The organism is Streptomyces sp. NPDC023541, assembly GCF_055559995.1.
The window spans coordinates 505283-525498 of record NZ_JBVHJO010000001.1 but is presented as its reverse complement, the minus strand read 5'-3'; the positions used below and the strand labels follow the sequence as shown (position 1 = coordinate 525498).

General features: G+C 72.5%; 17 protein-coding genes. 5 read left to right on the top strand and 12 right to left on the bottom strand.

Translation table 11 applies throughout. From position 1 onward, the window contains the following. The first annotated feature begins 79 nt into the window (after window positions 1-79). On the top strand, window positions 80-1021 hold the full coding sequence (locus ACZ3X1_RS02475) for an NAD-dependent epimerase/dehydratase family protein (RefSeq protein WP_356813261.1): 942 nt from the start codon (window positions 80-82) through the stop codon (window positions 1019-1021). After that, window positions 1018-4407, top strand: coding sequence for an aminotransferase class I/II-fold pyridoxal phosphate-dependent enzyme (locus ACZ3X1_RS02470; protein WP_467276287.1), 3390 nt, complete (start codon window positions 1018-1020; stop codon window positions 4405-4407). Before ACZ3X1_RS02475 ends, ACZ3X1_RS02470 begins: the two co-directional genes overlap by 4 nt. Window positions 4408-4418: 11 nt before the next feature. On the opposite strand, the gene ACZ3X1_RS02465 is transcribed toward ACZ3X1_RS02470, so the two are convergent. The 11 genes from ACZ3X1_RS02465 to ACZ3X1_RS02415 all read right to left on the bottom strand — a co-directional run bounded on the left by ACZ3X1_RS02465 (window position 4419) and on the right by ACZ3X1_RS02415 (window position 15932). Beyond that, window positions 4419-4997: a toxin gene (locus tag ACZ3X1_RS02465; RefSeq protein WP_356813262.1), complete on the bottom strand. Its 579-nt coding sequence runs from the start codon at window positions 4995-4997 to the stop codon at window positions 4419-4421. Further along, the gene (locus ACZ3X1_RS02460) at window positions 4994-5446 is read right to left on the bottom strand and encodes a helix-turn-helix domain-containing protein (protein ID WP_362622075.1); all 453 of its coding nucleotides are present in this window, start codon (window positions 5444-5446) and stop codon (window positions 4994-4996) included. Before ACZ3X1_RS02460 ends, ACZ3X1_RS02465 begins: the two co-directional genes overlap by 4 nt. A 300-nt stretch (window positions 5447-5746) precedes the next feature. Continuing rightward, entirely contained in the window at window positions 5747-6910 is a 1164-nt protein-coding gene (locus ACZ3X1_RS02455; protein ID WP_467275797.1) for an MAB_1171c family putative transporter, read from the bottom strand. Window position 6911: 1 nt separating this feature from the next. Then, on the bottom strand, window positions 6912-7640 hold the full coding sequence (locus ACZ3X1_RS02450; RefSeq protein ID WP_467275795.1) for a TetR-like C-terminal domain-containing protein: 729 nt from the start codon (window positions 7638-7640) through the stop codon (window positions 6912-6914). 142 nt (window positions 7641-7782) lie between these two features. After that, the gene (locus ACZ3X1_RS02445; RefSeq protein ID WP_467275793.1) at window positions 7783-10335 is read right to left on the bottom strand and encodes a discoidin domain-containing protein; all 2553 of its coding nucleotides are present in this window, start codon (window positions 10333-10335) and stop codon (window positions 7783-7785) included. A 173-nt stretch (window positions 10336-10508) separates the two neighbouring features. Further along, window positions 10509-12893, bottom strand: a complete 2385-nt coding sequence (locus tag ACZ3X1_RS02440) for an ATP-binding cassette domain-containing protein (RefSeq protein ID WP_467275792.1) — start codon at window positions 12891-12893, stop codon at window positions 10509-10511. Window positions 12894-12988: 95 nt separating this feature from the next. Next, window positions 12989-13402, bottom strand: a complete 414-nt coding sequence (locus ACZ3X1_RS02435; protein WP_467275789.1) for a VOC family protein — start codon at window positions 13400-13402, stop codon at window positions 12989-12991. 10 nt (window positions 13403-13412) lie between these two features. Further along, on the bottom strand, window positions 13413-13865 hold the full coding sequence (locus tag ACZ3X1_RS02430; RefSeq protein WP_362622058.1) for a helix-turn-helix transcriptional regulator: 453 nt from the start codon (window positions 13863-13865) through the stop codon (window positions 13413-13415). A 185-nt stretch (window positions 13866-14050) separates the two neighbouring features. After that, complete coding sequence (locus tag ACZ3X1_RS02425) at window positions 14051-15145, bottom strand: carboxylate-amine ligase (protein ID WP_356813270.1); 1095 nt, start codon at window positions 15143-15145, stop codon at window positions 14051-14053. Window positions 15146-15329: 184 nt separating this feature from the next. Beyond that, complete coding sequence (locus tag ACZ3X1_RS02420) at window positions 15330-15578, bottom strand: hypothetical protein (protein ID WP_467275785.1); 249 nt, start codon at window positions 15576-15578, stop codon at window positions 15330-15332. A 30-nt stretch (window positions 15579-15608) separates the two neighbouring features. Beyond that, on the bottom strand, window positions 15609-15932 hold the full coding sequence (locus ACZ3X1_RS02415) for a plasmid stabilization protein (RefSeq protein WP_356813272.1): 324 nt from the start codon (window positions 15930-15932) through the stop codon (window positions 15609-15611). Between the two features lie 165 nt (window positions 15933-16097). Between ACZ3X1_RS02415 and ACZ3X1_RS02410 the strand changes: the two genes are divergently transcribed. Then, window positions 16098-16340, top strand: a complete 243-nt coding sequence (locus ACZ3X1_RS02410; RefSeq protein WP_356813273.1) for a DUF6213 family protein — start codon at window positions 16098-16100, stop codon at window positions 16338-16340. A gap of 18 nt (window positions 16341-16358) precedes the next feature. On the opposite strand, the gene ACZ3X1_RS02405 is transcribed toward ACZ3X1_RS02410, so the two are convergent. Then, on the bottom strand, window positions 16359-16793 hold the full coding sequence (locus tag ACZ3X1_RS02405; RefSeq protein ID WP_467275782.1) for a DUF5133 domain-containing protein: 435 nt from the start codon (window positions 16791-16793) through the stop codon (window positions 16359-16361). 207 nt (window positions 16794-17000) lie between these two features. On the opposite strand from ACZ3X1_RS02405, the gene ACZ3X1_RS02400 reads away from it, so the two are divergent. Continuing rightward, window positions 17001-17918 (top strand): hypothetical protein, encoded by a 918-nt coding sequence (locus tag ACZ3X1_RS02400; protein ID WP_467275780.1) that lies wholly within the window; start codon window positions 17001-17003, stop codon window positions 17916-17918. Window positions 17919-18056: 138 nt separating this feature from the next. Then, the gene (locus ACZ3X1_RS02395; protein WP_467275778.1) at window positions 18057-20210 is read left to right on the top strand and encodes a CHAT domain-containing protein; all 2154 of its coding nucleotides are present in this window, start codon (window positions 18057-18059) and stop codon (window positions 20208-20210) included. Window positions 20211-20216: the final 6 nt, after the last annotated feature.

Below are 20216 nucleotides of genomic sequence, written 5' to 3'. Positions count from 1 at the left end.
CGGCCGCCGCATGTCAGAGGTTGTCTTGTACTGGCCAAACTCGTAAGAGATCGATCAGGTCTCGCGCTACTGTGCGCCCGTGAGTCTTCATGTCGTCATGGGTTTCGGGCCCGCGGGCGCCGCCACCGCCCGTTTGCTGGCCGAGCAGGGACATTCCGTACGCGTCGTCACCAGGTCGGGCAGAGACCCGGAACCGGGGATCGAGCACCTCGCCCTCGACGCGGCCGACCGGGAGCGGCTGACCGCCGCCGCCCGGGGCGCGACGGCGATCCACCACTGTGCCGCGCCGCCCTACCACCGCTGGGTGCGCGAATGGCCGCCGCTCGCCGCCTCGGCCTGCGCCGCGGCCGAGGCCACCGGGGCCGTCCTGGTCATGCTGGGCAACCTCTACGGCTACGGGCCGGTGGACGGCCCCATGACCGAAGGGCTGCCCCTCGCGGCGACCGGCCCCAAGGGCCGCGTGCGCGCCGCCGCGTGGGAACAGGCGCGGACACTGCACGAACAGGGCCGCATCAGGGCGGTCGAGGTGCGGGCCTGCGACTTCTTCGGCCCCGGCGTCACCGACGGCGGGCACCTCGCCGGACGGGTCGTGCCGGCGCTGCTGCGCGGCAGGCCGGTCTCCACGCTCGGTGACCCGGACGCACCGCACAGCTGGACCTACCTCCCCGACGTGGCGGCGGCGATGGCCGAGGTCGCCGGCGAGGAGCGGGCCTGGGGACGCCCCTGGCACGTCCCGACCCGACCCGCGCACTCCGTGAGGGAAATGGCGGACCTGCTGGCCGCCGGCGCGGGAACCGGGCCGGCGGTGGTGCGCAGGATCCCGCCGGCGGTACTCGGCCTCGCGGGTCTGTTCTCCCCGCTGATGCGCGAACTCAAAGAGATCCGCTACCAGTTCGACCGTCCCTTCGTCGTCGATTCGAGCGCCTACGAGGCCGCGTTCGCGGTGCGCGCCACCCCCGTCGACGAACAGGTCAAGGCCACGCTCGACTGGTGGCGCGCACACCCGACCACCACCCGATGACCTCCGTGACAGGGGCCCGGCCCCCGCTGCAGGAGCGCGAGGCGATAGCGGTCGTGGGCATGGCCTGCCGGTTTCCGGGAGCCCGGAACCCCAACGAGTACTGGCGGCTCCTGACGGCCCCGCGGGCACAGTTCTCCACCGTCCCGGACTCGCGCTGGCGCAGCGCCGCCTTCCTCACCGACGACTTCCGCGACACCTCGTCCGCCTACACCGACACCATGGCGCTGCTTGCGGACGTGGGCCACTTCGACGCCGCGCACTACGGGATACCGCCGCGCCGGGCCGCCGCGATGGACCCCCAGCACCGGCTGCTCATCGACCTCGCCCGCGAGGCGATCCAGGACGCGGGATGGGAGGCCGACGGCTTCGACCGCGAGGAGACCTCGGTGATCACCGCCCTCACCGAGAGCGGCTACCGCGAACTGAGCACTATGCGGATACGGATGCGCCAGCTGGCCGGCGGCGAGTTCGGAGCCCCGGCGGCGGACCCCGGCTGGCAGGAGACCGTACGCGCGGTCCACGGCCTGCACGGTACGTCCGTCGCCGGCCTGCTCCTCAACATGGGACCCAACACCATCAGTTCGGTCTTCGACCTGCACGGCGAGAGCTACGCCCTGGACTCGGCGTGCTCCGGCGGGCTCATGGCCGTCGCCAACGCGGTCCACGCGCTGCGCGCGGGCCGCTCCCGCATCGCGATCGCCGGTGGGGCCCAGCTGATCCTCGCCCCGGACCTGCTGGTGGGGCTGTGCCGGATAGGCGCCATCTCGCGCAGCGGCAGATGCCTGCCCTTCGGCGCCGAGGCCGACGGCTTCGTACTGGGGGAGGGCGCCGGCGTCCTGGTGCTGCGGCCCCTGTCCGACGCCCGGGCAGCCGGCGACCGCGTCTACGCGGTGATCCGCGGCGTGGGCACGGCCAACGACGGAACCGTGCAGGGCGGGCTGCACCCCCGGGCGGGCGGCCAGCTCAGGGCCCTGCGCCGGGCCTACCGCGACGCGGACCTGTCCCCTGGCGCCGTGGGCTACCTGGAGGCGCACGGCACCGGTACCACCGTCGGCGACCCCGTCGAGCTCGCGGTCCTGGGCGAACTGCGCGGTGCGGACGCCGCTCCCGCCCACCTCGGCGCGGTCAAGGCGGTCGTCGGGCACTCGCTCAACTCCGCAGGACTGGCCGGACTCATCAAGACGGTCCTGGCCGTGCAGCGGGGTGTGATCCCGCCACAGCCGGAGTTCGGCCTCGCCGACACCGCCGCCCTCGACGCCGCGCGGCTGACCGTCGCGACGGCACCGGTCCCGTGGTCCGGGAGCGGCCTGCCCCGCCGTGCGGGCGTGAGTGCCTTCGGCTTCGGCGGTACCGGCGTCCACATGGTCGTGGAGGAGTGCCCCGAGCCGCCCGCGGCGCGGGCACCGGCCGAGGGGCCGTACGAGCTGGTCCTCACCGCCCGGGACCGGACCGGTCTGGCCCGGTACGCCAGGGACGTGGCGCGGACCATCGCCGAGGACGGGCCGCCACTGGCCCGGGTGGCGGACACCCTGGCCCGCCGCGCCCCCTTGACGGAGCGCCTCGCCCTGGTGGCGCGGGACAGCGCCGACGCCACCGCCCGGCTGACCGCGGCGGCCTCGGCGCTGGAGGCCGGGAATGCCGGAGAGTCCGTGGCGACGGCCGCCGGACCCTCCGCGGCCGGACGCACACCGCCGTGCACCCTGCCGCCGAGCCCGCTCGCCCCGCGCCGCCACTGGGTCGTGGACGATGCGGCACGGGAGGTGGCGGAGCTCCCCGTGGGCCCCGCGACCGAACGCGCACCGGTCGAGCCGGCCGCCCCCGCCGAGCCGGCCGCCCCCGCCGAGCCGGCCGCGCCCGCCGTGTCCGGCGCTTGCGCCGCTCCCGGCCAGGACACCGCGTCCCTCGTGCTGGCGGAGGTGTCGCGCACCGGGGTGTTCCCCCTCGCGGACCTCAGCGAGGACATGACGCTGGTGGCCGGCCTCGGCTTCGACTCCCTCATGCTCCAGGAACTGGCGGTCAACATCGGCAAGCACGCGCCCGGCTTCCGCTCCGAGGACCTGTTCGCACCCGAACTCACCGTCGGCGGACTGATCGCGCTGCTCGATCCGGACCGCGCGGGGCCGGCCGCCCCCGTCCGGCCGCAGTCCCACGGGGCACGGACGGCCGAATGGCGCGCCGATGCCGCGAGCGTCGACGCATTCCCGGAAGTCGCCGTCTTCGAGCAGCGCCTGGGCGCGGTCACCGCCGGTGGCGCCGCCTTTCCGTACTTCCGCGTCCACGAGGGCACCATCCGCGACACCACCGTGATCGGCGACCGCTCGTACCTGTCCTTCGGGAGCTACAACTACCTCGGCATCTCGGGCCATCCGGCGGTCAACGAAGCCGTCCACCGGGCCGTGGAGCGGTACGGGACCTCGGTCTCCGCGAGCCGCGTCCTCTCGGGCGAGCGGGAGCTCACGGTCCGGCTCGAAGGCGCCCTGGCCGATTTCCTCGGCGTGGAGGACTGCCTCACGCTGGTCAGCGGCCACGCCACCAACGTCACCGCGATCGGGCACCTCGTCGGCGCGGGAGACCTGGTCCTGCACGACGCGCTGGCCCACGACAGCATCCTGCAGGGCTGCGCCCTGTCCGGGGCGGCGCGACGTCCGTTCGCCCACAACGACGCCGACGGTCTGGAACACCTGCTGCGCCTCAACCGGTCCCGCTTCCGCCGGGTGTTGATCGTCGTGGAGGGCGCGTACAGCATGGACGGCGACCTGGCAGACCTGCCCGCCGTCATCGAGCTGAAGAAGCGGTACGGCGCCCTGCTGATGGTCGACGAGGCGCACAGCATCGGCACCGTGGGCGAACACGGCCGTGGCGTCGGGGAGTTCTTCGGCGTAGACCGGTCCGACGTGGACCTGTGGATGGGCACCCTCTCCAAGTCCTTCGCCAGCTGCGGTGGTTACCTCGGCGGAACGGCCCGTACGGTCCGGTGGCTGCGGCACACCCTCCCCGGCTTCGTCTACAGCGTGGGACTCACCCCGGCCAACGCGGCCGCGGCCCTGGCCGCCACCGAGCTGATCGCCGCGGAGCCCCACCGCGTACGCGCACTCAGACGCAACGCCGCACTGTTCCTCCGTCTGGCCGCCGCAGCCGGTCTGGCGACCGGCTCCAGTGCGAACACCCCGATCGTGCCGGTCCTCCTCGGCGACTCGACGCGCACCCTGCACGTCGCCGACCGGCTGTTCGCCCGCGGGGTGATCGCCGATCCGATCTTCCATCCCGCCGTCGAGGAGGGCCTGTCGAGACTGCGGTTCTTCCTCACGTGCGAGCACCGGGAGGACGACATCCGCCGGGCGGTCGCCGCAGTGGCCGAGGAGGTGACGGCGTCCGCCGGTGCCTGACCGGGCCATCGTCAGAACAGCGTTCGTTCGATCCGGCTGAGCATGGCGCTGGTCCCGGGGTCGCCGGCCGCTGCCGCCTCTCCGGACGGGGTGGCACCGTCCCGCCCCTCCGCGCCGCCCATCCGCTGGGAGAGCAGGTAGGCGATGATCTCCGCCTCCTGCTCCTGTACGTCGTCGTAGGCCGCGCGCAGGAGCATGTCGCGTACGAGTTCGGGGTCGAGGTTGGGGAAGAGCAGACGGGCGGCCGTCTCGTCCAGCCCGCCGGCCCCGCGATGGCAGCAGATGATGTGGCCCAGCTCGTGCAAGATGATGTGCTCCTGATGCGCGCTGGTGGTGTTGGCGTCGTAGAAGATGAGGTCCTCGTCGCGGGCGGCGACCCACATGCCGCACGGATGCGACGAGGGCATCTGCATCGGGACCAGGATGATCGGGCGGCCCCGCGCCTCGCCGAGGTGGCGGCACAGCTCGGCGACGTCGGTCGCCGCCGGCAGGTCGAGTTCGGCGATCCGCTCCGCACCGGCCTTCCGGAGCTTCTTGAGCTGACTGCGGCGGTCCTGGTCCGCCGACCGCTCCTTCCTGGCGCCCCTCATTCGGGGCCGGAGGGGTCGTCGACGGGCGGGAGGCCCTGCAGCTGCCGGTACTGGTCCATGATCGCCGTGATGGCCCGGAGGTTCTCCTTCTTCATCCCGGCCGCCCGCATCGCCACGGCGCGGACCCCGGACTGTCGCAGCGCCTCGATGGCGGCGATCTCACTGAGGACCGACTGGGCGACCTTGTCGTCGAAGAAGTAGGCGACCGAGACGCCGAAGAAGCGGGCGAGGGCGGCGAGGAGGTCGGGGGAGGGATTGGAGCGCTTTCCGGTGCGCAGCTGCGACAGGTACACGCCCCCGACCTTGAGTTCGGGGTTGACCCGCTTCAGTTCCTCCGCCACCTCGGCGTTGGTCCAGTGCTTGCCCTTGGGGCGAACCGTCTTGAACAGGTCGTCGAGACGCACTGCGAGCAGGGGCCGGTCATCGCCCCCGGTCTCGGTCTCCGTCATGGTGAACCTTCCTCCCGTCACCTCCTCGGCATAGCCCTTGGCTATACGTCACTTTCCCAGAATAGCGGTCAGTTGACAATTGGCCTGGACTCCGCCAACGTTGGGTCTCGCCGATAGCTGTCAGCTAACGCGACTCACGGGGGAAACGGGGTCGTGTTGCTGCGGAAATCGGAGTGGCCCGGCCCTCGGGGGATGGGCCGGGCCAGTCCGGGCGGAAGCCACCGGTCCGGCCCGATGGAACACGGGGGAACGGGAGAAGCCCGCCCGGTTTGACGGGGGATGCAAACCGGGCGGGAGCTCTCAACTCGCCTTGCTGAGCTTACTGTAGGCGGCGGCAACCTGGGTGAGCCAGGCGACTTCCGCTCCGAAGTTGTCGGTGTCCCGGTCGTCGAAGTCACCGGCGTCCTTGCTGTGGTCGGGGACGATCCCGGTCCGCTTCGCCTTCAGGGCCTGCTTGATCTGCGCCGCTTCGGCGAAAGCCTGGCGCAGCTCCGCGCCCGCCTCCCCTGCCGTGTCCCCGCCCGCAACGCCGGCCGCGTTCGTCTCGCGGTCGATGTAGGGCCTCAAGTCCCGCCATCCGTCGCGGATTTCGACCACCCGGCGGTGCAGCCGGTAGTTGAGGTCGGATACCGAGGGCCCCGGGGGCTCCAGCGCGATGTCCGGCGAGGCCTCGTACAGGTCCCGCCAGAGCGGGTGCAGAGCCCGGTAGGACCGGTAGCTGCGGGCCCACTCCGTCAGTCGTGAAACGGGCGGCCCCCAGAGGGAGTTGATCAGGCTGAGGGAGAGGATCACGATCCCCGAGGCGCTGAAGACGTTCGAGGCGAGTTTCCAGGCGCCGATGTCCACCCCGGCCGCCGCGGTCAGGATGTTGACCGTACGGGCCGTGCAGTAGAGGAACAGCACCACGGCGGCGACCGACAGCATCCGCAGGGCCTGTCGCAGCGAGGCGTTGTCCGTCATCCGGGCGTACGGGCCGCACTGGCGGTAGATCGTCACGCACGGAACCGCCTGGGACACGATGAAGACCAGGAGGTAGGTCAGGAGCAGCGGCCTGCTGGTGCCGTCGAAGTCCGAGGCCGGCCGGCCGGGGCCGTCCGCGAGGAAGAACAGGGCCGTCAGCAGCACGTCCAGGACGATGCCGGTGATCAGCCAGTACCTGGTCCCGCGGGCCGCCGCCTCGTCCGTCGCCGCCCAGCGCAGCAGGATGATCTGCGCGGCGACGCAGAAGGCGACGGCGGCCAGGTGCATGATCAGGATGGCCAGGTTGCCGACGCCCAGGAAGCTCCCGCCGCCCATGGCGACGGCGCCCATGGTGAAGGTGAGGCACTGGAGCAGCAGGGTGGCGATCAGGGCGCGGTAGGCGCCGTCCCGCCAGCTGCGGCGGGCTTGGGAGAGGCGGTAGAAGAGCGCGGCGTAGGAGGAGAGCGCCGCTGTCGCGAAGCAGAGGGTTCGGATCGCGTTCACGTCAGTGGCCGCCCTCGCCCAGCGGGACCACGAGTCCGACGGTCTCGGCCGTCACGGCCACGGCGTAGTCGAAGTAGGCGGCCTCGTCGCGGACGCTGTCGTGCGTACGGCTGAAGACCTGGAACACCAGCAGCCCGATCAGGCTGCTCCACAAGGCGATGCCGCGTTCGACGATGTCCGAGAACGGAGCCGGGGGCGCACCGCCGAAGAGGTCCAGGGCTTCCGGTCGGAGCAGCGACGGGCCTGACCGCGTCCGGCGGGGCGGGGTCAGTTCACCGCCTTCCAGCGCCGACCGCAGGATGCCGGCGAGCACCGCGGGAGTGCGCGAGGCGGGCGCCACGGTGTCCTGCGGGGCGTGGTAGCCCGGCACGGGCGAGCCGTAGATCAGCGTGAACTCGGCCGGGTGGGCGAAGGACCACTGCCGCAGGGCGCGGGTCGCCGCGAGCAGCCGGGCGCCCGCCGGCGCACCGGTGTCCGCGGCGGCCCGGTCGGCCTGCTCCATCGCGGCGCCGGACGCGTCGTAGGCGTCGATGACCAGCGCCGTCAGCAGGTCGTCCCGGTGCGGGAAGACGGCTTCCACATCGGTGACGGGGAGACCGCTGCCGCGGGCCACCCCGTCCAAGGACAGTCCTGCCGCCCCCAGTTCCCTCATCTGGCGGCGGGCGGTGTCCTTGACCACCGCCGACAGGGCCATGTCGTTGTCACTCGATCGGGTTGTGGAAACGTCCATGCGCGAACCGTACCCGTGGACGACCGGACGGGCAGCCGAGTCGCCCGAACACCCGTGCCACCCGCCGTGTTCCGGCCACGGCGGGTGGGGTGGGGGCCGGGCGCGGCCGCTTCGGGCCCCGGCCCGGGACGCGGCCTGCCGGTCAGGAGACGGTGACGAACTGCCCGATGCTCGGCACCCCTTGGGCGTCGAGGGCGAAGAGCATGTACGTCCCCGGCAGTACCACGCCGGTGTCCGAGGGGATCGACACCGTGTACGCGCCCGCTCCCGCAGGAGTGGACACGAGCGGGACCCGCCGCTGGTCGTTGTCGGTGGAATGGGTCGCGGCCGCGGCCCGCATCAGGACGAACGACGACACGGACGACTCGGTCCTCACCGTCAGCGACGTGCCGGGAGCCGCCCTCGGGGGCACGCCCCCGGTGATGACGGGCCTCGGCTTCGGCGTCCCGTCCGCGTTGAGCAGGTAGGGCGGCGTGAAGACCGCCCCGTCGGGATGGTTGGTGGCGCAGTCGCCGCACAGGCCGCCGCCGCCGGAGAAGATCCGTCCGTCCGGCAGCAGGTTGGCCACACTGTGGTAGTTGCGCGGGACGGCCATGGTGGCGAGCGGGGTGAACCTGCCGGTCGCCGGGTCCCAGAGCTCGGGGGTCAGGACCGAGGTGGCGTCGCTGAACGGCACCGGGTGGGCCTGGCCGCCGAAGACGGCCACCTTGCCGTCGGGCAGGACGACGCTGTTGCTGAACGCGCGGGCGTACTCCATGTCCCCGGTACGGGCCGCCTGGACCTGGCTCCCCGAGATGCCCACGGTGTAGGCGCGCCGTGTGGCGGGGGAGTCCTGGTACGCCGGCGAGCCGCCCAGTGTGACCAGCTTGCCGATGTCGTACGGGACGGCGTTGCCGGTCATGGCGTCCTGGCTGTCGGCCCGGGTGCCGGCGGGCGTCACGGCGCCCTGGCCGCTGGTCGAGATCCAGTTCATCTGCTTGCTCGGACCCAGCTGCAGGACCTTGCCGCCCGAAGTGGCGTGCAGCCACATGTGGTTGTCGGCGCGGTAGGGGCCGGCCGGATCGGCGGTCAGCGCCTGCGCGGCGGGGACGCCGGGGAGCCTGCGCCACGTACGGGTGTCCGGCGACCAGACCTCGCCGGCCTTGTCGGTGCTCGCGCTGCCGCTCCAGGACCCGCCGAGGACGAAGGCCTCACCGGTGGAGAGCAGGGTCATGGCCTGGTAGCCGCGGGCGATGTTCATGCTGGTGGTCGCCGACCAGGAGTCGGTGGCCGGGTCGTAGACGCTGGCCTTCTCCGCGTTGCTGCCCCCGGTGACCAGCACCCGGCCGTCGGCCAGCATGGCTATGCCGGGGCAGAACATGTCGTGGCCGGTGTTGTCGATGCGGCGCTGGGTGACCTTGCCCGTCTTCAGGTCCAGGATCGCCGTCTGCGTGTAGCCGCTGCTGCCGCCGAAGCGGTCCACCGCGTACGCCGACCACGCGAGGAGCTTGTCGCCGGGCAGGGCGGCGGTGGCCACGGGCACCAGCGGGAAGCCGATGATCCGGCCCCAGGAACCGTGCACGGCGGGGCTGGCCGGCCCGCTCAGGCGTATCTCGCCCGCCGAGGTCCACGGACCGCGGCCGCCGGCCTCGCTGGTCACGGTGAGGCGCACGTACCGGGCGCGCTCGGCACGGGTGAAGGTGGCGGTCTTGGCGGTTTCGTCGTCCCGCCAGGTGCCGGAGGCCACCGGGGCGCCGAAGGCGAGGCCGTCGGTGCTGGTCGCGACGGTGTACGCGCCGGCGCGCCCGTTGGGCCCGTCGCCGCGGGGATGGTAGGTGAGCGCGGAGACGACCGCCGTGCGGTGCATGTCGATGGTGATGCTGTGCGGCAGCGGAGTGGGGGTGCCGGACCACTTGCTGTGCCAGATGGTGTTGGCGTTGCCGTCGAGGGCGTTGGCGGCGCGGCCGTTCTCGCCGGTGGTCTCCTCGTCGCTCGCCGTCGCCGTCCACCCCGCCCGGGACAGGTCCACGGTGGCGGCCGGGGTGCCGGGGTCGCCCAGCAGGTCGATCTCGGCGGCGGAGGTCCAGGGCCCGCGGTTGCCGGCCTCGGTCAGCGCCGTCAGCCGCACGAACCGGGCGCCCGTCGGGGCGAATCCGAGGGTCTTGGCGGTCGCATCGTCCGCGAGGGTCCCGGTGGCGAGGGGGCTGCCCCAGTTCTGACCGTCCGCGCTGACGTCGATCGCGTATTCGCCGACGCGCCCGTTGGCGCCGCCCGCACGGGGGCGGTAGACGAGCGCGGAGACCACCGCCGTGCGGTGCATGTCGATGGTGATCGTGTGCGGCAGCGGAGCTGCCGTAGCAGTCCACTTGCTGTGCCAGATGGTGTTGTTGTCACCGTCGAGGACGTTGGCGGCGCGGCCGTTCTCGCCGGTGGTCTCCTCGTCGCTCGCGGTCGCCGTCCATCCGGCCCGGTCGAGGACGGGGGCCGCGGGTTCCATGGCGTTCGCCGGCGCGACACCGTGGTGCGGTGACTGTACCGCCGCCTGCTGGTCGGTGGGCACGGGCGCGGCCCGCGGTCCCGGGGTGCGGCCGGCCGCGGTGCTCGTGACCGCGAGCCATGGCGTCAGGCCGATCAGCAGGGAGCCGAGGGCGAAGGCTATGAGCAGGTGGGAACGGCGTAAGAGACGAGAGAGCGCGAGGGGGCGCCTGGACTGCAATCTGACCTCCTGGGGCGAACTGATGTGCCCCGAAGAAGATAGTCAGCGCAAGTGCAACTCGTCCGGAAGTGTGGAGAGTTGGCGGGAAATCACAACGGCCCGTACGCGTCCGCGAGCCCCGCGGCCGAAAGGCCGCGGGGCCGCGCGGGGCCGCGCGGGGCCGACGGCGGGGGTCAGGCGCCCACGTAGGCCGCGAGGTGCTCCCCGGTGAGGGTCGAACGGTCGGCGACGAGATCGGCGGGCGTGCCCTCGAAGACGATCCGGCCGCCGTCGTGGCCGGCCCCGGGGCCGAGGTCGACGATCCAGTCGGCGTGCGCCATGACCGCCTGGTGGTGCTCGATGACGATGACCGACTTGCCCGAGTCGACGAGCCGGTCGAGCAGGCCGAGCAGTTGTTCGACGTCGGCGAGGTGGAGACCCGTGGTCGGCTCGTCCAGGACGTACACACCGCCCTTGTCGGACATGTGCGTGGCCAGCTTCAGCCGCTGCCGCTCGCCGCCGGACAGCGTCGTGAGCGGCTGGCCGAGGCTGACGTAGCCCAGCCCGACATCGGCGAGCCGGCTGAGGATGCGGTGCGCGGCCGGCGTGGCTGCCTCACCGGACCCGAAGAACTCCAGCGCCTCGGTCACCGGCATCGCGAGCACCTCGCTGATGTCGCGGCCCCCCAGGTGGTAGTCCAGCACCGACGCCTGGAAGCGCTTGCCCTCGCAGTCCTCGCAGGTGGTCGCGACGCCGGCCATCATCGCCAGGTCGGTGTACACCACCCCCGCGCCGTTGCACGTGGGGCAGGCGCCTTCGGAGTTGGCACTGAACAGCGCCGGCTTCACCCCGTGGGCCTTCGCGAAGGCCTTGCGGACCGGGTCGAGCAGACCGGTGTACGTCGCCGGGTTGCTGCGCCGGGACCCGCGGATCGCCCCCTGGTCGATCGACACGACCCCTTCGCCCGCCGGGATCGAACCGTGGATCAGCGAACTCTTCCCGGAGCCCGCGACTCCGGTGATGACGGTGAGAACGCCCAGCGGGATGTCCACGTCGACGTCACGCAGGTTGTGCTTCGCGGCACCGCGGATCGCGAGCGCGCCGGTCGGCTTGCGCACCGTCTCCTTCAGCGCGGCCCGGTCGTCGAAATGCCGGCCGGTGATGGTGCCGCCCCTGCGCAGCCCGTCGACGGTGCCCTCGAAGCAGACGGTTCCGCCCGCCGTCCCGGCGCCGGGACCGAGGTCGACGACGTGGTCGGCGATGGCGATCGTCTCCGGCTTGTGCTCCACGACGAGCACCGTGTTGCCCTTGTCCCGAAGCCGCATCAACAGGCCGTTCATGCGCTGGATGTCGTGCGGGTGCAGCCCGGTGGTGGGCTCGTCGAAGACGTACGTGGTGTCGGTGAGCGAGGAACCGAGGTGGCGGATCATCTTCACGCGCTGCGCCTCGCCGCCGGAGAGCGTGCCCGCGGGACGGTCCAGGGAGAGGTAGCCGAGCCCGATCTCGACGAACGACGCGAGGGTGTGGTGGAGCGTGGCGAGCAGCGGTGCCACCGAGGGCTCGTCGAGGGAGTCGACCCATTCGGCCAGGTCGCTGATCTGCATCGCGCACGCGTCGGCGATGCTGACCCCCTTGATCTTCGACGACCGGGCCGCCTCGGTGAGCCGGGTGCCGTCGCAGTCGGGGCAGGTCGTGAAGGTCACCGCCCGGTCGACGAACTCCCGGATGTGCGGCTGCATCGACTCGCGGTCCTTGGCCAGCATCGACTTCTGGATCCGGGGGACCAGCCCCTCGTAGGTCATGTTGATGCCCGCGATCTTCATCCTGACCGGCTCGCGGTGGAGGAAGTCGTGCAGTTCCCTCTTGGTGTACGTGCGGATCGGCTTGTCGGCGTCGTAGAGGCCCGACTCGCTGTAGAGCCGGTAGCTCCAGCCTCCGGGCTTGTAGCCGGGGACGGTGAGCGCGCCGTCGTTCAGCGACTTGGAGTCGTCGTAGAGCTGGGTCAGGTCGAGATCGGTGACCGAGCCCCGGCCCTCGCAGCGCGGGCACATCCCGCCGGTGATGCTGAAGGAGCGGCGCTCCTTGACGGTCTGGCCGCCGCGCTCCACGGTGACCGCGCCCGCTCCGCTGATGGAGGCGACGTTGAAGGAGAACGCCTTGGGCGAGCCGATGTAGGGCTTGCCGAGTCGGCTGAAGAGGATGCGCAGCATCGCGTTGGCGTCGGTGGCGGTGCCCACGGTGGAGCGGGGGTCGCCGCCCATCCGCTGCTGGTCGACGATGATCGCGGTGGTCAGGCCGTCGAGGACGTCGACCTCGGGCCGTGCCAGCGTCGGCATGAAGCCCTGCACGAAGGCGCTGTACGTCTCGTTGATCAGCCGCTGCGACTCGGCGGCGATCGTGTCGAAGACCAGCGAGCTCTTGCCCGAGCCGGAGACGCCGGTGAACACCGTCAGGCGGCGCTTGGGGATCTCGATGCTGACGTCCTTGAGGTTGTTCACGCGGGCGCCGTGCACGCGGATCAGGTCGTGGCTGTCGGCGGCGTGCCGGGCGGGGGGCTGCGTGTTCTTCCTCGTGGCCATGCTCGACGTCTCTCCATCCATGGTGCGGGCCTCGGCCCGGTCACGGTCACGCCGGTCGGCGCGGCCGTGACCGGGGCCGTCAGGGCGGGTGGTTCCTACTGCTTGCGGGGCTGGTTGAAACGGAGCATGTTGCCCGCCGGGTCGCGGAAGGCGCAGTCGCGGACACCGTACGGCTGGTCGATCGGCTCCTGCATGACCTCCCCGCCGGCCGCCCGGATGCGTTCGAAGGTGGCGTCGACGTCGTCGGTGGAGAAGATGACACCGCGCAGCATGCCCTTGGCCAGCAGTTCAGCCATGGCATGCCGGTCCGCGGCGGGGGCGCCGGGGTCGGCGAGCGGCGGTTCGAGGACGATCTCGACGTCTTGGGAGGGTGAGCCGACGGTCACCCAGCGCATCCCTTCGAAGCCGACGTCGTTGCGTACCTCCAGGCCCAGGACGTCGCGGTAGAAGGCGATCGCCTTGTCGTGGTCGTCGACTGCGATGAAGCACTGCGAGAGGTTGATGTTCATGGCTCCGACGCTACGAGGCGCCCGCCGATTCCGCTTCTCCATTCCTGATCGGTTCACGGCGGATCGGTTCACCACCCCTGACCGGTCGTGTCATGAACTTCGCGACGCACGCCGGGATGGCCTCACCCGCCTCGTGCCGGCGGGCCCGGTAGGCGCTGGGGCTCTCGCCGACCAGCTCGGTGAAGCGCGAGCTGAAGGACCCCAGCGACGTGCTCCCGACGGCGATGCAGACGTCGGTCACGCTCATGTCGCCCCGCCGCAGCAGAGCCTTCGCCCGCTCGACGCGCCGGGTCATCAGGTAGCTGTACGGGGTCTCCCCGAAGGCGGCGCGGAAGCTGCGGGAGAAGTGCCCGGGGGACATCAGGGCGACCTTCGCGAGCGCCGGAACGTCCAGCGGCTGCGCGTAGTCGCGGTCGATGACGTCCCGGGCGCGGCGCAGCCTCACCAGGTCTTCCAGAGTCATGCCCAAAGCATCGCACGGCGCGGGCCGCTCGCCCCGGCGTCCGCGGGATCCGGCCGAGTCCGCGCAGGACCGTCGCCGCGGCGACGGTCCTGCTGACCGCCTGCTCCTACGCGGTCACGACCCGGGCACGCACCCTGCCCCCGACCCGACCGAGGGCGGGCCGGGCCCCGGGCCCGGCCGGCCGGTCAGCCGGAGGGGGAGTCGCCGACGATCAGGCTTCTGAGGGCCGGCATGCCGCCCTCCCGGAGGGCGCGCCGCTGCCGGTCGGCCGGCGTCCCCTCCTGGAGGAGGCGGTGGACGAGGGACGACACCTCGCGCTCGTCGCCCGACTCCGCCAGGGCCGGAGCGACATGGGCGAGCAGGGAGTACAGCACGTCACCGCTGCTGCGGCAGCGCCCGTCGGGATCGACCAGGGTGGAGTTCAGGCCGTGCCGGGCCGCGTGCCAGTTGGCGGCCTGCAGCAGCTCCGGCCGGCACCGCACCGGAGCGGCCCCGGCCTTCTCCTCGGCGAGGGCGACCGAGACCAGCGCGCGGACCAGGCCCGCCAGCATCACCGCGTCGTCGGCCCGCAACTGCACGTCCAGGCACCGCACCTCGACGGTCGGGAAGCGGTCGGACAGACGCGCCTGCCAGTACAGCTGGCCCCGGTCGGCGATCACCCCGGAGCCGACCAGGGCGTCGATCCGCTCCTCGTAGTCGGCGAGCCCGTCGAAGTACGGTGGCGGGCCGCTCACCGGCCAGCGGCCGAAGACGATCGTGCGCCAGCTCGCGAAGCCGGTGTCCTTGCCGTCCCACAGCGGAGAGTTGGCCGACATGGCAAGCAGTGTGGGAAGCCATACCCGGATGCGGTTCAGCACCGCGACGCCGGTCTGCGGATCGGGCACGCCCACGTGGACGTGCATGCCGTTGATCAGCTGTTCGTCCACCAGCTGCCGTGCCTGGCCCTCCATCCTGAGGTACCGCGGCTTGCGGGTGACCGGCACCGCCGACGTGTCCCTGAGTGGTGCGGCCGCGGCCATGGCGACCCGGCAGCCGTGCTCCTCCGCGGCCGACGCGACCGCGTGGCGCAGCCGCAGGAGGTGCCCGCCCACCTCCTCCAGCTCCGTGCAGACCGGCGTGGCCACCTCGACCTGCGCCTGGAGCAGCTCGTCCTGCACCTCGCCGTCCTCGACGAGCGGACCGAGGCCCGCCGCCCTGCGCACGTACTCGGCCCCGGGGACCGGCAGCACCGTCACCGGGTCCACCAGGAGGTATTCCTCTTCGACGCCGAATGTGATCACGCCGTGCGGTTACCCCGGGAGCGGCACGATCATCCGCCGAATGCGCCGACCGGCCTAGGGTGTGTCCGCGAAGCCCCGCCTGCGGGGGCGCCCGCACTCCGGGCGGCCGACGCTGCTTCGCGGGCACTCCCCAGGACGTGTTTTCCGGATCCTGTCGGGCAGCGCGGGCCCGGCAACGGACCGCTCAGCGGTCGTCGTCCCCCGGCTCGGTGCGCTCGCCCCGCGGGGGGTGCGGGCGGACCTGTTCCTCGCGGCCGGTGCCCGGACGCTGCCGCTTCGCGGCACGGGCGTCCGCCTCCCCGTCGGCCCCGCCGTCCGAACCGCTCAGGACGGCCTCGTCCGCCTCCCTGCGGGCCTCCCGGTCACCGCTCTCGCCAGGCGCCTGTGACGGGGTGGTCCGCTCCCGCCCCTGGTTCTTCCCCTGTCGTGTCATGGTGTCCTCCTTCGTCGGCGTGCGCCGGGCTCAGTAGCCCAGCTCCCGCTTGAGCTCGGCCTTGTCCATGGACGACCGGCCATGGAGGTTCTTGCGCCGGGCTTCCTCGTAGAGCTGGTCGTAGGTCGGCCCCTGGGCACCCTTGTGGGAGTGCAGCCCGCCGCGCTTCGCGGACGACATGTCCTCCAGCGAGGTCCTGCTCGCCGTCTCGGACTCGCCGGCCCGGGCCCGTTCCTTGTTCACGGTCCGAGCGGCGATCTCCTTGGCCCGCTCCGGGCTCTCGCCGCGCTCTTCGGCGCTCTCCTTGATGTGCTCGTACTGGCGTTCCCGCTTGGGGCTGGAACCGCGAGGCATGATGACTCCCTGGCTGCTGTGCGGCCGGTCCGGTACGTCGGGCGCCTACCCCTGGCGGGACGCCGCACACGGCCCGCCCCGGCCGGCGGTCCGGGGCGGCAGGTGGATTGGCCGGCCGTTGACCGGGTAGTCGCCGCGGACAAGGGTTCTCCGGGAGGGCTTGCCATGATCCACGTGTCGATACCGCTGATCCCCGCGACGGACGGCGCACTGCTGATCCCCGCCGACCACGTGACCACCCTGCTGCGCCGCCTCGCGGCGGACTGGGTGCAGTCGGCCGAATCCGGCGAGCTGCGCGGCGACCGGCAGACCGCCGGCGACCTTTCCGGAGTGCTGACGGAGCTCGCCGACCAGATCGACGTCGAGTGCATCGGGTTCGCCTCCGCACTCGACGACGACAACGCCTGAGGGGAGCCGCCGCGCCGGTCAGTCCGGTCCCGCTCCCGCCAGGTGCAGTTCGGCTGCCAGGACGGCCTCCTGGACGGTCGACCGGCCCATCAGCACACACAGGGTGTAGGCGACGTCGTCCATGGCCCTGCGGGCCGTCCCGTCGCCGGGGGCCGCGGCGAGTCGCTCCCGCGCCGTCCGGAAGCGGGCGAGGACCTCCCCGGTCCGGGCCCGGCTGGGCAGCAGCCCCACACCCCGGACGCCCCGGCCGCCCTCCGGCCCGGGCCGGGGGCCCAACAGGGCATCGACCGCCCGGCGCAGCGCCCGCTCCCACCGGGCGGGTACCGGTTCCCCGTGCGCGCCCGCGACCACCGCGGCCGCGAAGTCCGCCAGCGGGAGCTGTGCCAGCTCGGCGGCGGCCGCCAGTACGAGCCGCGCCTCGCGGGTCCCGCAGGGTGCCTGGGCCATCACCATGCCCGTGGCCCGCTCCACCGCCTGCTCGCCACGGAGGACCGGTACATGCCCTTCAGAGGACTGATGAATGCTTTGAGACGTCACCGATCATCCTTTCAACCGAAGGCTGCGCGAGCGGTGGAGGGAAGTATGGAAGGTATTCCCGCGCCGACTGGCTTCCCACACCCGAAGTAGGCTCCCTGGCCGCCGCCTTGTAGGTTCGGCCGCATGACCTTCACGACCCCACCGCGGCCGCTCGACGTCGAGGCCCTGTTCCCGGGGCTGGCCGCCCATCGCGCGACGGCGACCCGGCTGCACCCCCGCGCCGGCAGTCCGACGGCGCGGGACAGCCACGTGGGAGGTCCGCTGCTGTGGCCGGCCGGCGAGCCGTGGCCGGTGTGCGACGAGCCGCACCGGCACAGCGGGCCGCTGCTCGCGGTGGCCCAGCTCTACACCCGGGACGTTCCGGACCTGGCCGCCGGACCCGACGGCTGCGATCTCCTCCAGGTCCTCTGGTGCCCTTTCGACCTCCACGGGCCCACGGGGCACGGCATGCACGTACGGCTGAGGTGGCGGCGGTCGGCCGAGGTGCGTGAGGTACTGGCGCCGCAGCCGGCACCGGCGCGCGTCGGCTTCGACGGGTACCTGCCCAACCCCTGTGTGCTGCACCCGGAGCGGGTCACCGAGTACCCGTACATCGAAACGCTGACCGGCGAGCTGGGCGAGCGCGTCGAGGAGTGGGAGGACGCGCAGGAGGAGGCCGCCTACGAGGCCGAATGCGAGCAGGGCTTCGAGGTCGAGTGCGAGGACGGCCACGGGGCCGGGGGCGAACCCCCGCCCGCCCTGCCGAGCTACCAGTGCGACCTGTCCGTCGCGCCCGGCTGGAAGGCCGGCGGGCACGCGGCGTGGAACGTCACCGGGCCCGGGAGCACGGACTGCCCCGGCTGCGGCCGCGGGATGCGCCTGCTGCTGACCGTCGACTCGTACGAGTGGCGTTCCGACACCGAGAGTTGGCGCCCGCTGCCCACCTCCGCCGGAGCCGACGCGAACCGCCCGACGTCAGTGGCCGTGGCCAACTTCGGCAAGCTCAACATCTTCGCCTGCCCCCACGACCCCGCCCACCCCCACCGCTTCAGCCTGCAGTGAGGTTGAACGTCGAACCTTCGCCCCGTACTTCGCCCTGCTTCGTCAGGGCCGGGCAACGAATCGGTGGGATAATCCTGTGTGGGGAGACCGGCGCCGCACACCGGATCGCAAGGCTCGGGCGACTCGAAGGAGGACGCGATGAGCACCCCCGCCGCTACCATCGCCGACCTGCTGGAGAACGTACCGAGGGCCGCCAACCCGGCCACGCGGCCACCGCCCCCGCCCCCCGAGGAGGCGCCGCGCGCCGACGGCCCGTCCCTGGGCATCACGGTGATGTGGGGCGACCTCGCGGAGGTCGCCGCCGACCTGCACGTCACAGGGCACTACCAGTCGGTGGTGCCCGCCGACGCGGAGCTCGCCCTGGACCGCGCCATATCCGTCGGGCCCCGCGGACTGATCACCGCGCACACCAAGCTCGGCTGGATCGACGCCCAGCTGGGGGAGGTCACGTACTTCCCGTGCGGCGACGGTACGGTGCGGTCCGCCGCCGTCGTCGGCATGGGCCCGATGGGGACCCTCACGGAACGCCGCGCCGGCCAGCTGTACGCCTCCCTGCTCGGCGAAGCGGTGGCGCTCGGCCACGTCGGGACCATGGCCACCGTGCTCATCGGATCGGGCACGGGAAACCTCAGCGTGAAACAGGCGGCCCGCGCCCTCGTACGGGGATTCGCCGGGGTCCTCGCCGCGCTGACGACGTCCCCGACGCCGCCCCGCCTCACCGAGGTGCTCCTCGTGGAGGTCGACCGACTGCGCGCCGAGCAGCTGCACCTCGCGCTGACCGAAGCCACCGCGAACCTGCCCCGGCTGAGGATCACCCCGGAGCTGCGCGAGGGCGGCGGCGGCCGGATGTCCAGGCCCTCCGCCGCCGTGTACGCCCTGGCCGCTCTCACCGGGCTCGGCGGACCGGACGACGAGAGCGCCCTGCGCGCCGTACTGAAGGACTTCGACGACAACATCCAGGCGCAGATCCGCGAGCAACTCATCGACCTGGCAACGGTGAAGCGCACCGACCTCTCCCTGACGGTCGGCCGGTCCGCAGAGGCACCGGACGGCTCCGTGCCCGTCCGGATGTCCGTGCAGTCGGGCATCGGCGGGCTGCGCTGGGCCGCGCTGACCGGGCGGGCGACCGTACCCGAGCGGCTCGTCCCCGTGGAGATGGGCCTGCTGCGGGAACTCGTGGACCGGCTGACGGAGCCGAGCGTCGAGGACGCGCGCGAACTGCCCGACCTGCTCTCCCGGTTCGTGGTCCCCTCGGAGTTCCAGCGGCTGATCACCGACGACGCCACGGTGCTGCTCGAACTCGACCGGGACACCGCCTCCGTACCGTGGGAGTTCCTGACCGAGATCCGGCAGGCGGGCGCCGAGAGGCGCGACCCGCTGGCGATCCGCACCCAGCTGTCCCGGCAACTGCGCACGCCCTACTCGCGCGTGATGACCGAGGGGCTGTCGGACGGGCCGCTGAGCGCCCTGGTGATCGGCGACCCGGGGGACCCGGAGAAGGGCTTCAAACTGCCCGGAGCCCGCGAGGAGGCCCTCGGCGTCGCCGCCCAGCTCAGGGAACTGGGCGTGAACGTGACCCTGTTCATCGGCGCGACCAACGCCTCCCGCGAGCAGGGGGTCGATCTCGCGCGGCGCCTCGACGTCCTGCGGGTCCTGCTCTGCGGCGGCAACCACATCGTCCACTACTGCGGACACGGCGACTTCGACTTCTCCGGTACGGGTCGACGCGCGGGCTGGGTCTTCGCGGACGGCCTGCTGACGTCCCAGGAGCTGACCATGCTCGAACAGCCGCCCCTCATCGTCATGGCCAACGCCTGCTACACGGCCCGCCTCGGCGGGCCGACCGGCCCCGGTACGGGGACCGGGACCGGCAGCGGCGCCGGCGCGGGCACCGGCGCCCAGCCCCTACCGTCCGCGGTCGCGGACCGGACGCCGTGGGGGAACCCGCAGGCCGCGCTGGTACCGAGCCTCGCCGACGAGTTCCTCCGCGCGGGTGTCGGGCACTACATCGGGGCGGCCTGGCGGATCCCCGACGACCAGGGGGTCACCTTCGCCCGGCAGTTCTACAAGAACCTGTTCTCCGACGGCACCGGCGACGGCCCGCCGACCGTGGGCGGCGCGGTCCGGGCGGCCCGCAAGGCGATCTACCGGCCGGACGCCGGAAGCGAACAGGACCCGGGCACCGTGACGAACGGGCAGCGGCAGAGCGCCTGGGCCGCCTACCAGCACTACGGGGACGCGGCCGAACCGTTCGCCCCGCCCGGCACGTCCGACCGGCCGGGGAGCAGCTAGGAGGTT